Genomic DNA, 15,448 nt, shown 5'->3' on the forward strand with positions numbered 1-15,448 from the left:
ATTCCGGCGAGAGCCGGAATGACGTGCCGGGTCATGCGCTTAGGACACACATCGCATCGCTATCCCGCCCCCAAGCTTTTCACCCATTGCTTTCCGAGCCATATTTCCGCAAGGAACGCCGCTCTTTCCACCATTCGGACTCGACGATCATGGCCGCCAAATGGGCCCCTGAAAGCTGGACGAAATACGAGGCGCGCCAGCTGCCAAACTATCCCGACGCAGCGGCGCTTGCCGACGCGACGAAGACGCTTGGCAGCTTCCCTCCGCTCGTCTTTGCGGGCGAGGCGCGCAACCTGACGGCCGAGCTGGCCAAGGTCGCCGAAGGCAAGGCGTTCCTGCTCCAGGGCGGCGACTGCGCCGAGAGCTTCGCCGAATTCCAGGCGAACAACATCCGCGACACGTTCCGCGTGATCCTGCAGATGGCCGTCGTCCTCACCTATGCATCCAAGCTGCCGGTGGTGAAGGTCGGCCGCATGGCCGGCCAGTTCGCCAAGCCGCGCTCGGCCGATCTTGAGGATATCGGCGGCGTCTCGCTGCCCAGCTATCGCGGCGATATCGTCAACGACATCGCGTTCGAGGCGGCGGGCCGCGTGCCCGATCCGCAACGCATGGTGCGCGCCTATAGCCAGTCGGCGGCGACGCTCAACCTGCTGCGCGCCTTTGCGCAGGGCGGCTATGCCAATCTCCATCAGGTCCATCGCTGGACGCATGATTTCATGGGCCGCAGCCCCTGGGCCAAGAAGTTCGGCGACGTCGCGGATCGGATCGGCGAAGCGCTCGACTTCATGGAAGCGTGCGGCATCAGCCCCGAGACGGTGCCGCAGCTGGCCGGCACCCAATTCTACACCAGCCACGAAGCGCTGCTGCTGCAATATGAGCAGGCGCTGACCCGGCAGGATTCGCTGACCGGCGATTGGTACGATACCAGCGCGCACATGCTGTGGATCGGCGATCGCACCCGCTTCGAGGGCAGCGCGCATGTCGAATTCCTCCGCGGCATCGGCAATCCGATCGGCATGAAGTGCGGCCCGAGCCTCGAGCCCGACGCGCTGCTCAACCTGCTCGACACGCTCAACCCGGCACGCCAGCCCGGCCGCATCACGCTGATCACGCGTTATGGCCATGACAAGATCGAGGCCGGCCTGCCCAAGCTGGTCCGCGCGGTGATGCGCGAAGGCCATCCGGTGGTGTGGAGCTGCGACCCGATGCACGGCAATGTCGTCAAGGCCGCCAATGGTTACAAGACGCGCCCGTTCGAGCGCATCCTGGCCGAGGTCCGCGGCTTCTTTGCGGTGCACCGCGCCGAGGGCAGCTTCGCGGGCGGCATCCATGCCGAGATGACCGGGCAGAACGTCACCGAATGCACCGGCGGTGCCGTCGACGTGACCGAGCAGAGCCTGGCCGATCGCTACCACACCCATTGCGACCCGCGCCTGAACGCAAGCCAGTCGCTGGAGATGGCGTTCCTGCTGGCCGAGATGCTCAACCAGGAATTGAAAGAGCGTCGCAAGGCTGCGGCCTAAGCACCTGACGATGATTGTGCAAGCGCGCCTCGCAGACCGATAGGTCTGCGGGGTGGAGCTCTGTCGCGCGCTTCGTTATGATCGATCCGGGCGCGTTATGATGCCCGGGAAAGGACCGTCATGCCCCAGTTCCATCGCCATACCGAAACCATCGTCAAATCCGGCATCAGCTTCGGCTCGGCACTCGCCATCGCGATCTCGTGGAGCGTCAACAAGTCGATCATCTGGGCAATCATCCACGGCTTCTTCTCGTGGCTCTACGTGATCTGGTATGCCGTGATGCGTTGATCTATTCCGCTATCGGGACTCAGTCCCGATAGCGGAGCGCCTCTACCAGCAGGGCGAAGGCCGGTGAGAGCTGCCGCCGGCTCGGATAATAGAGATGATAGCCCGGAAAGGGCGGACACCAGTCGGCCAGCACATGCACCAGCCGCCCCCGGGCCACATCCTCATGGATGTGATCGTCGGGCATGAAGGCAATGCCGAAGCCCGCCCTGGCGGCATTCAGGATCATCTTCGCGTCGTTTAACACGAGTTGGCCGTCGACCCGCACTCTCAATTCGCGACCATTCCTCTCGAACTCCCACGCATAAAGCCCACCAAAGGTGCGCAAGCGCAGATTGATGCATTGATGGTCGGCCAGGTCCTGCGGCGTTCGAGGCCTGGGCCGCTCCGCAAAATAGGATGGCGCCGCGACGGCCGCCATGCGCAGATCGGGCCCGATGCGGACCGCGATCATGTCCTTCGCGACCTGCTCGCCCAGCCTGACCCCGGCATCGAAGCGCTCGCTGACGATATTGGTCAGGCTGGAATCCACGCTGAGTTCGACATGGATATCGGGATAATCGGGCAAGAGTTTCCCGATCACCGGCCAGAGCACGGTGTTGGCCGCATGTTCGGGGGTGGTGATGCGGATCGTTCCCGCCGGCTTGTCGCGCAACGCGGACAGCGCGGCCAGTTCCGCGTCGATCTCGTCCAGCGCCGGACGGAGCGTGCGCAACAGCCGTTCGCCCGCATCAGTGGGAACGACGCTGCGCGTCGTCCGCGTCAGCAGGCGGACGTCCAGCCGTGCTTCAAGCCGGCGAACGGTGTGGCTGAGTGCCGATTGCGAGGTGCCGAGCTTTGCGGCGGCGCGCGTGAAGCTGCGTTCCTCCGCCACGGTCATGAAGGCGTTGAGATCGACCAGCTCCTCACGACGCATTCATGAATCTCCGATATGACTTCATGCCAATTCTAGCGTCTTATCGGGGGCAATGGCAGCGACTATTTCCATGATATGCGGCATCGGTGCCGAACGATCCAATATGGAGACGATCATGCAGACGCGCAGACTTGGAAAGAACGGACCCGAGGTTTCGGCGATCGGCCTGGGATGCATGGGGCTGAGCTATGCCTATGGTCCGGCGACCGACCGGCAGGATGCGATCGCGCTGCTACGGGACGCGTTCGAGCGCGGCGTGACATTCTTTGACACCGCCGAAGCCTATGGTCCCTTCGCCAATGAGGATCTGCTGGGCGAAGCGCTGGCCCCGATGCGCGACCAGGTCGTGATCGCCACCAAGTTCGGCTTTGCGAGGGGTGTCGTCACCGACGGCCTGGACAGCCGGCCGGAGAATATCCGCCAAGTCACCGAGGCCGCGCTGAGGCGGCTGCGCACCGACCGGATCGACCTGCTCTACCAGCATCGCGTCGATCCCGACGTGCCGATGGAGGATGTCGCCGGCACCGTGAAGACGCTGATCGATGAAGGCAAGGTCGGATATTTCGGCCTGTCCGAGGCCGGTGCGGAGTCGATCCGGCGCGCCCATGCAATCCAGCCCGTCGCGGCGCTGCAGAGCGAATATTCGATGTGGTGGCGAGAATCCGAGCAAGAAATATTGCCGCTTTGCGAAGAACTGGGCATCTGCTTCGTGCCGTTCAGCCCACTCGGCAGGGGTTTTCTTACCGGCACGATCGACGCAAGCACGCAGTTCGACAGCGACGATTTCCGCAATATCGTGCCGCGCTTCACGACGGAAGCCCGGACAGCCAATCAGGCGCTGGTCGAACGGCTGGGCGAGATCGCGAAAGCGAAGCAGGCGACATCCGCGCAGATCGCGCTCGCCTGGCTGCTCGCGCAAAAGCCCTGGATCGTGCCGATCCCGGGCACGACCAAACTCCATCGGCTGGAGGAGAATATCGGCGCCGCATCGGTCGTGCTGACGCCCGAAGATCTGCACGAGATTCGCGATGTACTCGCCGCGATCGATGTGCAGGGCGATCGATACCCTTCGCATCTGCAAGCCCGGGTCGGCCGCTGACAGCGCCCACCTCGCCGAATGGATGGATCGCGGGGTCGACGCACATGCAATTCATATCGCCAACGGATCAAAAAACCGACCTCCTGCGTCTAGCACATGAACACCTTCGGAAGGCAGCACCGCATGACATCGGATGACTATGTCGGCTTCTCACGCAGAGCGGTGCTTGGCGGCAGTGCTGCCGCCTGCGCGGCCCCTGCCATTCCGGTATCCGCCGCACGGCCTGATGCACGCCGGCCAGCCAGCGCCACCTTGCCCGTGACCTTCAAGGTCAATGGCAAGGAGATGCATCTCAATCTCGATCCGCGCACCACCCTGCTCGACGCGCTGCGCGAACATCTGCGGCTGACGGGTACAAAAAAGGGCTGTGATCATGGCCAGTGCGGCGCGTGCACCATCATCGTCGACGGGCGGCGGATCAACAGCTGCCTGACGCTGGCCGTGATGCACGAAGGCAGTGAGGTCACCACGGTCGAGGGGCTGGGCACGCCCGAGCGGCTGCACCCGATGCAGCGCGCCTTCGTCGTCCATGACGGCTATCAATGCGGCTATTGCACGCCCGGGCAGATCTGCTCGGCGGTAGCCATGCTCGACGAGATCGAGGCGGGCATTCCCAGCCATGTCACGGCCGATCTGAACAAGGTTTCTTATTCCGACGCGGAAGTGCGAGAGCGGATGAGCGGCAATATCTGCCGCTGCGCCGCCTATTCGAACATCGTCGCCGCGATCCGCGACGTGGCGGGAGAAAAGGCATGAGGCCCTTCACCTATGAGCGCGCGACGAGCGCGGCGGCGGCGGCACGTGCGGCCGCCCAGCATCAGGGCGCACGCTTCATCGCGGGCGGCACCAATCTGCTGGACCTGATGAAACTGCAGATCGAGACGCCGACGCATCTGATCGACGTCAATCCACTGGGCCTCGATACGGTCAGCGAGACCGATCAGGGCGGGCTGCGCATCGGCGCGCTCGTCCGCAACACCGATCTGGCGGCGCATAAGCGCGTGCGCCGCGATTATCCGGTACTCAGCCGCGCGCTGCTCGCCGGTGCCTCGGCACAGCTGCGCAACAAGGCGACGACGGCCGGCAATCTCCTCCAGCGCACGCGCTGCCCCTATTTCTACGACACCAGCAAACCCTGCAACAAACGCAAGCCCGGCAGCGGCTGTGCCGCGATCAAGGGGTTCAACCGCAATCTGGCGATATTGGGCACGAGCGATGCCTGTATCGCGACGCATCCGTCGGACATGGCGGTGGCGATGCGGCTGCTCGATGCGATGGTCGAGACCGTTGCCCCCGACGGCACCACGCGCGCCATCCCGATCGCGACATTCCACCGGCTGCCCGGTGATACGCCCGATGTGGAAACGGTGCTGATGCCCGGCGAACTGATCACCGCGGTGACCCTGCCCCGTCCACTCGGCGGCACGCATATCTATCGCAAGGTGCGCGACCGTGCATCCTATGCCTTTGCTTTGGTTTCGGTCGGCGCCGTATTCGGCAAGGACGGCAGCGCACGCTTCGCATTCGGCGGACTCGCGCCGCGGCCGTGGCGTATCGACGCCGCCGACGCCGCGGCACGCAACGGCCCCGATGCCGTGGCCGATATCGCGCTGGCCGGTGCGGTGACCACGCCGCTCAACGCCTTCAAAACCGACCTGACCCGGCGCGCGCTGGCTTCGGTCTACGCCGAACGGGAGGCACGGTCATGAAATTCGACCAGCCCGCAACCGCCAATCCGATCGATCGCGGCCGCGTGGTCGGCATTCCGCACGACCGCATCGACGGCCCCGCCAAGGTCACGGGCAGCGCGCCCTATGCCTATGAGCGCCATGATGTCGCGCCCAATGCCGCTTATGGCTGGATGGTCGGGTCCGCGATCGCCAAAGGCAGCATCAGATCGATCGACACGCGCGATGCCGAAGCGGCACCCGGCGTGCTCGCCGTCGTCACCCACAAAAATGCCGGCCCACTCGGCAAGGGCCGGATGAACACCGCGCATCTACTCGGCGGCCCCAGGATCGAGCATTATGATCAGGCGCTGGCGGTGGTCGTTGCCGAAACGCTGGAACAGGCGCGCGACGCGGCGAAGCTGGTGCGGATCGACTATGCCCGCGAGGATGGCCGCTTCGACCTGAAGGACGAAAAGGGCAAGGCGGTTGAGCCCAAGAGCGACCCCGATACCAAAGCGGGCGATTTCGCCGCTGCCTTTCCGAAAGCGGCGATCCGGATCGACCAGACCTACACCACCCCCGACCACAGCCATGCGATGATGGAGCCGCATGCGACGACCGCGTCATGGACGGGCGGGAAATTGACGCTCTGGACCGCGAACCAGATGATCGCCTGGGCAGTCAGGGAATTGGCGCTGACCTTCAAGATGAAGACCGAGGATATCCATGTCATGTCGCCCTATATTGGCGGCGGGTTCGGCGCGAAGCTGTTCCTGCGCGCCGATGCGGTGCTGGCCGCACTTGGCGCACGCGCCGTCGGGCGACCGGTCAAGGTCGCACTGGCCCGGCCGCAGATTCCCAACAACACCACGCATCGCCCCGCCACCATCCAGCGCATCCGCATCGGCGCCGACCGCAACGGCGTGATCGACGCGATCGGCCACGAGGTCTGGTCGGGCGACCTGCCCGGCGGTGGCCCCGAAGTCGCGGCGCAGCAGACACGCCTGCTCTATGGCGGTGCGAACCGGATGACCGCGCATCGGCTGGCGACGCTCGATCTGCCCGAAGGCAATGCGATGCGCGCGCCCGGCGAAGCGGTCGGCCTGCTCGCGCTGGAAGTCGCAATGGACGAGCTGGCCGAGGCATGCGGGATTGATCCCGTCGAGCTGCGCATCCGCAACGACGTGCAGTTCGATCCGGAGAAAGGCCCCGAGCGCCCCTTCTCCAGCCGCAAATTCGTCGAATGTCTGCGCCAGGGTGCCGATCGGTTCGGCTGGTCGCGGCGCAATCCCATCCCCGGCCAGGTGCGCGACGGCCGCTGGCTGATCGGCATGGGCATGGCCTCCGCCTTTCGCAACAACCTGACCCAGGCATCGGGCGCGCGGGTGAGCGTCGATGGGCAGGGCCGCGTCATCGTCGAGACCGACATGACCGATATCGGCACGGGCAGCTATACGGTGATCGCGCAGACCGCCGCCGAGATGCTCGGCGTGCCGCTGTCCGAAGTCACGGTGCGATTGGGCGACAGCCATTATCCGGAATCGGCCGGATCGGGCGGGCAATGGGGCGCGAACAGCGCCACCGCCGGCGTCTATGCCGCTTGCGTCGCGCTGCGGAGCAAGCTGGCGCAGCAAGCGGGCTTCAATGCCGAAGATGCAGTGTTCGAAGGCCGGACGATCAAGTCTGCTGGCCGCACGATCCCGCTGAAGGAGGCGGCGGGTCGCCAGGGCACCACAGCCGAGGACAAGATCGAGTTCGGCGACCTGACCGAGCGCTATGCCCAGGGCACGTTCGGCGCGCATTTCTGCGAAGTCGGCGTCGACATGCACACCGGCGAGACGCGCGTGCGGCGGATGGGCGGCGCCTTTGCCGCCGGGCGCATCCTCAACCCCAAAGCGGCGCGCAGCCAGGTGATCGGCGCAATGGCGATGGGGGTCGGCGCGGCGCTGATGGAGGAACTGACCGTCGACACGCGCTTCGGCTATTTCGTCAATCACGACATGGCCGAATATCATGTGCCGGTGCACGCCGACATTCCCGAACAGGATGTACTGTTCATCGAGGAACTCGACGACAAATCCTCACCGATGAAGGCAAAGGGTGTCGGCGAGCTCGGCATATGCGGCGCGGGCGCGGCGGTCGCCAACGCAGTCTACAATGCCTGTGGCGTGCGCATCCGCGAGTATCCGCTGACGCTGGACAAGGTTATCGGCGGGATGGCGAAGCGGGTGGCGTAGGAGACCCCATGCACCTCCCGCGCCGCCGCCAGCCATCTTCACGCAAAGCTGATGAAATCCCAGCCGAGCGCGGCCTTGGCTTCGTGTAACGGGGAAATCGGGTTAGGATCGAGCTGGATCAACATCGGCGCCTCCGCGCTGGCCTGATAAAGCTGGATCATGCCCATTTGCGGAGCAAGCGGAAGCGCGGTCTGCGCGGTGGTGGCGGTGACCGACTGGTCGCCGATCCTGACGGTCTGGCTCACCGGATCGTAGCGCAGGATGCGGGCATCGCCGTCGAAGTCGAGCGTCATCCCCACCGTGCCGACCGGGATCGCGACCCTGTCGTCACCGGAGGTCAGGATCACGAAGGATCCCGTGCGATGCGCGGTATAGCCATGCGCGGGATCGGGCAGAAGCAGCGTGTCCCCTCCCCTGTTGAACGATGCGCCGAGAACGGCGTCGCCACCCAGTAGCGTGACCCGCGCCGTGCCGTTGGCAGCGAAGACCGTCGTATCGCCCTCGAAAATGGCGTCGCTGTCGGGGGTGACGATAAGGCGCGATGTCGCCGCCGGGTTCGCACCTGTCGGCAGCACGGTGCCATCCGCCGCGGCGTTGATCTGCAGCGCGGTCGCGGACAGCGTCTGCGTGCCTATTTTGACGCTGGCGCTGGCGCTGTCATAGACGAGCGCGCGCGCGCCATCGGCGAAGACCAGCGCCATGCCCACATCGCCGACCGGAATCGAGACGGTGGTGTCGCCATCGGTCAACACCGCATAGGAGCCTGAAAGCACGATGCTGTAGGCATCGGCATTGCCGGACAACCGCACGATGTCGCCACCGCTGCTGAACGAGCCGTTGAAGGTGATCGCGGACGGCTTGTCGAGGATGGTGATGTCCTGGAAGCCGCTGGTTCCAAAGACATTGCCCTTGCCGCTGATCGCCCCCTCGAAGCCGCTCGCGGCGATCAGGCGAAAGCCGGTTTTGGCATCGGGCATGGTCGCCACCTGCACCGTCACCAGCTGCGAGCCGGTACCGCCATGGCCATCATCGGCCGTGACGGTAAAGCTGTCCGTGCCCGTGAACCCGGCAACCGGCGTGTAGATGAAATTGCCCGCGCCGGTCGTCGTCACACTGCCATGCGCCGCCGTGCCCGTGGTGTAGGTCAAGGCATCGCCATCCGGATCGCTGCCCTGGACAGTGAAGCCGATCGATCGCCCGGACACGCCGCGCAATTGCAGCGTCGGATCGGAGAAGCCGGGCGCTGCATTGACGGTGCGGATGAGGCTGGCGGACGCCGTATCCCAGACATAGGTGCCATCGGCGAAACGCAGATATTCGATATCCACAAGCCGGTCGTCACCTTCCGCCGCACTCGATACGAGGAGCGCACCGGTGCCCGCACTGACGGTATAGGCCGAGCGCGGCCCCACGAAGATCGCGACGTCGTTCCCTGCACCGCCGTCGAGCCGGTCGTTGCCCACGCCCCCCGTCAGACTGTCATTACCTCCCCCTCCCCGCAATTCGTCGGGGCCGATATCGCCGGTCAGGCTGTCTGCCCCGCCAGTGCCAATGATCGGGAGGAAGGTCATATTCGGATCGACCGATGTCGGTCCCGGATTCGGTGGAGGCGCAACCGCATCCGGAGCGTCGGGGATGACCAGCACCGCGATCTCGGTCGCGCCAAAGCGGATCGCGCCCCCCGTCAGATCCGCGACCGATACATTGCGAACAAGCAGCGTGTCGCCGGCTGCAAATGTGACAAGGACATCGCTGCCCTGCTGGACAATCGACTGATAATTCGAATAGCCGCCGATATCGATGAAATCGTGGCCGGCTTCGAAATCGGTGATCGCATCCTGACCAAAGCCGGTGCCAAAGCGGAAGCTGTCAATCCCGCTCCCGCCGCTCAGTGTGTCGTTGCCAATACCGCCGGACAGCGTGTCATTGCCGAAACCACCGAAAATATATTGATGGCCGGCGCCGGCGAGCAGCATGTCGTTGCCATCATAGCCATGGAGCGAGCCGACCAACTGGCCGGGCCGTCCGTCATAAATATCGTCGCCACCGCCCAGATTCACATCGCCGTCGATCGTGCCCGTGTTGATGAGCACGTCGCCATAGGCGCTGAGCTGGACACGCCCGTCGAGCGTACCGCTGTTATAAACCCAAAGGCCATAATCGAGCACCGGCGAATAGCTCGAAAGTTGGACGACGCGGATCGCGTAGTCGGCGCCGATCGTGCCGCTGTTCCAAACCGTCGCGCGTGATGCGATGTTGAGGTAGAGGCCTGCGCTGTCGATCGCCGCCGTATCATCGGTGACAGCGATCGTTCCGCTGTTGACCAGCATCGGCTGCCCCGCCAGTGGGTGTGCCGACATGGAGTTCTCGATTCCGTTGCTGGCAGAGCCGCCATGCACGGCTATCTGACCCGAATTGACCATCTGGCTCACCGAGCCCGTATTGGTGCCTTGGTCGATACCGCGGCCGATGCCGGCTGCGTTTACGGTGATCGTGCCGGCGTTGACGAAGGTTCCCGCAACTGTGCCGAAGGTGTTGGGATGGAGCCCCAGGATCGCGCTTGCGTCGTCGTCGAGACTTGTCGCGGCGATCGTGCCGAAGTTCCAGACCGCCCCGATGCCGTTGATGCCGATCGCCTTCGCATGTTCGGCGGTCACCGCAAACGTCGCGCCACTCTCGTTGACGAACCAGTGATTGCGCCCGCCATAACCGTTGGCGATCGAGCTCGCCACGCCCGCAGAATAGGGCGCGTCGATGGTGGTCGAGAAACGGACGGTGCCGGCATTCCACACGCCGAGCCCGCTGATGCCCAACGGTGCCTCGAGCGCGATCGCGGTCGACTGGATCGTCGAATAGCGGATATGCAGTGGTTGAGTGTCACCCAGATCGAAGACGGTGTCCGCGTCGATCACCAGATTCTGGGTCGGAAAGAACGTCTCGTCCGGGATATCCGGGATCGTCACACCGGTCGGCCCGCTGAACCAGAGATTGCCGTTCATGAAGCTGGCGGTCTTGGCGCCGCGCACCAGGATGCTGTCGCTGGCCGAAAGTACGATGCGGACGTCGTTGCCCATCTGCTGCAGCGATTGATAGGCGGTGTAGCCGTAGATCTCGATCGAATCGCCGGGCGAGAAATCGGTGATCTCGTCGCGCCCGTCGCCCGCCTCGAAAATGAAGACGTCGTCGCCGGCCCCACCCGTCAACATATCGTTGCCGGCGCCGCCCAGGATCACGTCATTCCCGGCGCGGCCGTCGATCCGGTCATTTCCGTGGAAACCGACCAACACCTCACCGATCGCAGCGCCCAGGATCGTATCGTTGCCGCGAGAGCCGATGATCTGTTCGAAGCCGCGGACATAGTCCACGTCCTGCGAGGTGCGGATCGTGCCGGCGGCAAGGTCGGCAAGGATAGCCAGCGGCGATCCGAAATAGGAAACCATGTCGAAGCCGAGGCCACCGTCGAGCGCGTCATTACCCTGGCCGCCCTCGACATAGTCGTCGCCGGCACCGCCGGAGATCACGTCGTCGTGTGCATCCCCGAACAGCAACTCGTCGCCGGCCCCGCCGATCAGCGTATCCCTGTCGTCACCGCCTTCGATCGAGCCTGAATGCGTGCCGCCCCTGCCGTCGTACAGATCGGCGCCGGCCCCAAGCAACGTCCGGCCGGCCATCGTGCCGCTGTTCATGACAATGTCGGCGCCCGCGTCCATGACAACGGTTCCGATCACCGATCCGCTGTTGATGAGGGTCTCCGAAGCGCCGCTCGGCGAAACGTCGAGCGAATAGAAGGCGATCTCTGCAGAGATCGTCCCGGAATTGGTGAAGACATTGCGCTGGTTCGCGGATTGCGGCGCACTTTCGGTCAGGATCCCGATCGACTGGAACGGCGATGCCGGCGCGGTCGTAACGCTGATGGTTCCGCTATTGTCGAAGGCCCTGGTTCCGTGGCCGGGGAGATAAACCCCGACCGCGAATTCCGGCCCCTCTACCCGGATCGTCCCGCGATTGTCGAACGCGGCGGTTCCGCCGAGATAAAGGCCGTAGACGTCTGTCCCGCCCGAGACGGAGATCGTTCCCACATTCAGGAACCCAGTGTTCCCGGCTGGATCGAAGCCGCCGAGAGCGCCCACGACCAAACCGGTGCCGCTGACTTCGAACAGCCCGTCATTGCGGAACGCAATGCCTATGCTCGGCGCGTAATAGCCATAGGTGGATGAGGATATGGAGGTGATGCTGAAACGGCCGTCCTCCGCATTGTGAAACAAGCTCTGTGTCGATGTCGGATGGAATATATCGATGCCGAACCCGACGGACCGGCCCGCCGTCGAGGGCGGTGAGATCGCGATGTCGACAGTGCCGTGATTGACGAACTGCGCCTTGCCGTCATTCGATGCGTAGATGACTCCAGCCGCGGAACTCTGCTCGACGGCAGGATTTGCAATTGTCACGGTTGAGCCCGCTGCGATCACCAGCGTCGTCTCGACGTGGAGCGCCTTGCCGGCCTGAATGACGGGATCATAGCCGTCGAAATTCGACACGTTGAACTGCGCGACCGTCGTACCGACGAACCGTACCGACAGTGGGCTGGTGATGCCGATGTCGAAGGCGATATCACTGTCATAGGTCAGGACAACGTCGTTGCCGTCCTGCACCAGCCAGGCTGCGCCCGAAGCGAACGGATCGAAGGCCGAATTGACATGCGTCCCGAAGCTGAAGACATCGCCCCCGGTTCCGACCTGAAAATCGGTAACCGTCAGGATGAAGCCGTGGACACCATCGACCGCTTCTATCCGATCGCGACCGACCCCGAGCGTCAATGTCCCGAATGAACCATCGGTGATGATCCGATCGTCGCCCGCGCCCAGGTCGATCGCGTAGCCGCCCGCTTCCATCGCATTGTAGGCGTCACGAATGATCACGAAATCGTTGCCGCTGCCTGCATCGAGCGAACCGGCAGGCAAGCCGCTGTCGATGAGCCCCTGAGCCCAGGCGAACCGCAAATAGACCCGGTCGTCACCCACACCGCCCAGTGCAACATCCATCCAATCGATCGTCAGCCGGTCGTTACCGGCGCCGCCATCGATCTGGTCCACACCAGCGCCGCCATCGAGCGCGTCGTTCCCGGCACCACCGAGAAGCGTATCACGTCCGGCATCACCGAAGAGAATGTCATCATCATCACCGCCATCGAGCCGGTCATCGCCTACACCACCCACCAACAGATCGCGGCCCGCCAATCCGGTCAGCCGATCATTGCCATCGCCGGCACGGACGATATCGCGACCGGCCGTTCCGCCGAAACTGTCGTCATCCGATGTCGATGGTGCCGTGTCGCGCGCGGGATCGATGCCCAGATTATACGCGGTGAAGTTTTCGACGCTGGTATTCTGGAAAGTGACGACGGTGTTGTAGCTGGTGAACCCTCCACCATAGCTCATCTGCAGCAGCGTATCGGCGCCCGACTGGATCAACCTTGCCTGACCGGTCTGGAACGGATCGTAGATATCGGTGCCATCATCGGGATAGACGGTCACGAACGGCAGATCGCGGCTATACAAGTCCATATAACCGACCCAGTCGAGAACGTCGCCGCCGTTCCCAGTCTGAAAATCGGTGATCGTGATCGGCACCTTGACCTGTGATGCCAGTGCCTGGTCAAGCACGACCGTGTCGGTACCAGCGCCCAATGTCAGCGTCGTCCCACCCGATGGCATGGAGAGGATACGGATCCGATCATTGCCTTCGCCCATGTCGGCGATCAGTGCCGCGACATGCCCGGACGCTTCGAAGACCTCGAATTCGAGAGTATCGTCGCCGGTACCAGCTGTGACCGAAATCGTCTCGGGCGCGAAGGTGTAGATGTGCCGGACAACCAGCGTGTCGTTTCCGTCACCACCGGAAAGGCTGTCCGATCCGTCACCGGTGTCGCTGATATGATCGTCGCCATCGCCACCGATCAGGCTGTCATTGCCGAAGCCGCCCTCGATCGTATCGTTGCCCGATCCCCCGTCGACGGTGTCGGTGCCGAAGCCGCCGAGGAGCCGGTCGCTGCCGCCCAGGCCATCGATCCGGTCGCCGCCAGCGGCGCCGACGAGCGTGTCGGACAAAGCCGTACCCTGTGCCGTGCCATCCGCGACAGCGCCCCCGTCCGATGCATAGCCTGCAAAATTGAATCCGGTCAGGCTGGCAGCAGAGACGCCCTTGAGAAGCACCAGCACCTCGGTCTCGTCGGCGCCATCACCCCCATCATAGTCCCAGAGTATGAGCGTATCGGCGCCTTGTTGCGCCAGGCGAAGATGGCCAGAGGCAAAGGGGTTGCTTGTTCTGTCCCATCCCTGACTGCGCGTCAGCATCAACCCGAGATCGAGTTGATCGCCGCCAGCGCCGGCGGCGAAGTCGGTGATCACCAGCGGCGACCTGTCCGCAAGCAGATATTTGAACTGCGCGCCGAGTTCGACCCGATCCTGCCCGTTGCCCAATGTCAGCGTGGTTTCCGCGCGCGCATTGTCCAGGAAGAAATAGTCGTTCCCGGCCCCCAGATCGACCGTCAGCCTGGCATTGACGGCCTGCGTGCCAATGCCCTGAAAACGTTCCACGATATAGCTGACGCTATCGTTCCCCGATCCCGCGTCGATCGCAACGATATCGGTCCGCGACGGCAGGACGCTGGAAATGACCCGCCGGACGAGACTGATCTCGTCATCCCCTGCCCCGCCGTCGACAACATCATTCCCGCGGATGTCGCGGATAATGTCATTCCCGTCGCCGCCGCGCAGCAGGTCGTCGCCATCACCGCCATCAAGCAGATCGTTGCCGGCGCCGCCATCGAGTGCCTGGTCGCCCCCATTGCCGGTGAGTGTGTCGTCACCGCCAAGACCGTTGAGCGCACCGGAAACGGCAGTCGCGAACAAATTGTCATCACCCGCGGTGCCGCTGACGGTCGTCGCCGCCGGCGCGGAACCATCCGGTGCCCAACCTGAAAAATTCGCTGCGACCAATTGCCCCGGCAAAACATTGACCAGCCGAACGACGTCGCGCGTATACGTTTCGCCAGTACCAGGGCCATTGCCGTCATAGTCGAGCCGGACGATCGTATCAGCGCCATCCGCGACCAGCACGACATGTCCGCTGGCAAAGGGGTTTGCGGCCGGAAAGATGGTGAGCGGTGTCGGATTCGTGAAAAACCCCCGCAGCAGATCGGACAGGTCGAGCGCGTCACCGCCAAGGCCGGCCGTGAAATCGGCGATAACGATCGGCGAGAAGCCGATCTGGGAACGCAAGCCATCGCCCATCGGAAAACCCAATGCGACGACATCCTGCCCGGCACCGAGCGTGACCGATACATTTTCGAGCCGTGTGGAGGACAATGCCCGCCCGAAGAGCAGCACGTCGTTGCCCATACCGAGCGAGATCGCGGCACTGCCGAAGCGATTGGAATCGAACGACACCAGGTCATTGCCGTCACCGGCATCGACCGACGTGATCGTCTGATAATAGGAAAAGGCCGTGGAGCCGGCCTGATAATCGACAAAGGTGACACGATCGTTGCCCGCGCCGGCATGGATCGCATTGTGCGTGCCACCATCGTCGGTGATCAGATCGTCACCGTCGCCGGCCGCAACGATATCGTCACCGATCAAGGCACGGATCGTATCGGTGCCCGCAGTGCCATCGAGCAGATCGTTTCCGCTCGTTCCCGTCAGGTCGGCCATCCTCAC

The 15,448-nt window shown here is 63.8% G+C and carries 8 protein-coding genes; 6 read left to right on the forward strand and 2 right to left on the reverse strand.

Annotated features, from left to right (window positions below):
* Window positions 1-149: 149 nt before the first annotated feature.
* Window positions 150-1,523 (forward strand): class II 3-deoxy-7-phosphoheptulonate synthase, encoded by a 1,374-nt coding sequence (locus tag AC3WN8_RS20625; RefSeq protein ID WP_492671359.1) that lies wholly within the window; start codon window positions 150-152, stop codon window positions 1,521-1,523.
* Window positions 1,524-1,643: 120 nt separating this feature from the next.
* Window positions 1,644-1,811: a hypothetical protein gene (locus tag AC3WN8_RS20630; protein ID WP_492671360.1), complete on the forward strand. Its 168-nt coding sequence runs from the start codon at window positions 1,644-1,646 to the stop codon at window positions 1,809-1,811.
* A gap of 19 nt (window positions 1,812-1,830) precedes the next feature.
* On the opposite strand, the gene AC3WN8_RS20635 is transcribed toward AC3WN8_RS20630, so the two are convergent.
* Entirely contained in the window at window positions 1,831-2,724 is an 894-nt protein-coding gene (locus tag AC3WN8_RS20635; RefSeq protein ID WP_492671361.1) for a LysR family transcriptional regulator, read from the reverse strand.
* 115 nt (window positions 2,725-2,839) lie between these two features.
* Between AC3WN8_RS20635 and AC3WN8_RS20640 the strand changes: the two genes are divergently transcribed.
* The 4 genes from AC3WN8_RS20640 (at window position 2,840) to paoC (ending at window position 7,730) form a co-directional block, all read left to right on the forward strand.
* Window positions 2,840-3,823, forward strand: a complete 984-nt coding sequence (locus AC3WN8_RS20640) for an aldo/keto reductase (protein ID WP_492671362.1) — start codon at window positions 2,840-2,842, stop codon at window positions 3,821-3,823.
* 123 nt (window positions 3,824-3,946) lie between these two features.
* Window positions 3,947-4,579: an aldehyde dehydrogenase iron-sulfur subunit PaoA gene (paoA, locus tag AC3WN8_RS20645; protein ID WP_492671363.1), complete on the forward strand. Its 633-nt coding sequence runs from the start codon at window positions 3,947-3,949 to the stop codon at window positions 4,577-4,579.
* Window positions 4,576-5,532 (forward strand): FAD binding domain-containing protein, encoded by a 957-nt coding sequence (locus AC3WN8_RS20650; RefSeq protein ID WP_492671364.1) that lies wholly within the window; start codon window positions 4,576-4,578, stop codon window positions 5,530-5,532. The genes paoA and AC3WN8_RS20650 overlap by 4 nt, the downstream gene beginning before the upstream one ends.
* The gene (paoC, locus tag AC3WN8_RS20655) at window positions 5,529-7,730 is read left to right on the forward strand and encodes an aldehyde oxidoreductase molybdenum-binding subunit PaoC (RefSeq protein ID WP_492671365.1); all 2,202 of its coding nucleotides are present in this window, start codon (window positions 5,529-5,531) and stop codon (window positions 7,728-7,730) included. Before AC3WN8_RS20650 ends, paoC begins: the two co-directional genes overlap by 4 nt.
* A gap of 38 nt (window positions 7,731-7,768) precedes the next feature.
* On the opposite strand, the gene AC3WN8_RS20660 is transcribed toward paoC, so the two are convergent.
* The gene (locus AC3WN8_RS20660) at window positions 7,769-15,442 is read right to left on the reverse strand and encodes an Ig-like domain-containing protein (RefSeq protein ID WP_492671366.1); all 7,674 of its coding nucleotides are present in this window, start codon (window positions 15,440-15,442) and stop codon (window positions 7,769-7,771) included.
* Window positions 15,443-15,448 lie beyond the last annotated feature (6 nt).

It is taken from the genome of Sphingobium sp. FW305-3-2-15-F-TSA7 (assembly GCF_058787155.1).

Excerpts from the sequence above, each read along its gene's own strand:
- AC3WN8_RS20625 (WP_492671359.1), top strand. The coding sequence starts at position 150 with ATGGCCGCCAAATGGGCCCCTGAAAGCTGGACGAAATACGAGGCGCGC.
- AC3WN8_RS20630 (WP_492671360.1), top strand. The coding sequence starts at position 1,644 with ATGCCCCAGTTCCATCGCCATACCGAAACCATCGTCAAATCCGGCATC.
- AC3WN8_RS20635 (WP_492671361.1), bottom strand. The coding sequence starts at position 2,724 with ATGCGTCGTGAGGAGCTGGTCGATCTCAACGCCTTCATGACCGTGGCG.
- AC3WN8_RS20640 (WP_492671362.1), top strand. The coding sequence starts at position 2,840 with ATGCAGACGCGCAGACTTGGAAAGAACGGACCCGAGGTTTCGGCGATC.
- paoA (WP_492671363.1), top strand. The coding sequence starts at position 3,947 with ATGACATCGGATGACTATGTCGGCTTCTCACGCAGAGCGGTGCTTGGC.
- AC3WN8_RS20650 (WP_492671364.1), top strand. The coding sequence starts at position 4,576 with ATGAGGCCCTTCACCTATGAGCGCGCGACGAGCGCGGCGGCGGCGGCA.
- paoC (WP_492671365.1), top strand. The coding sequence starts at position 5,529 with ATGAAATTCGACCAGCCCGCAACCGCCAATCCGATCGATCGCGGCCGC.
- AC3WN8_RS20660 (WP_492671366.1), bottom strand. The coding sequence starts at position 15,442 with ATGGCCGACCTGACGGGAACGAGCGGAAACGATCTGCTCGATGGCACT.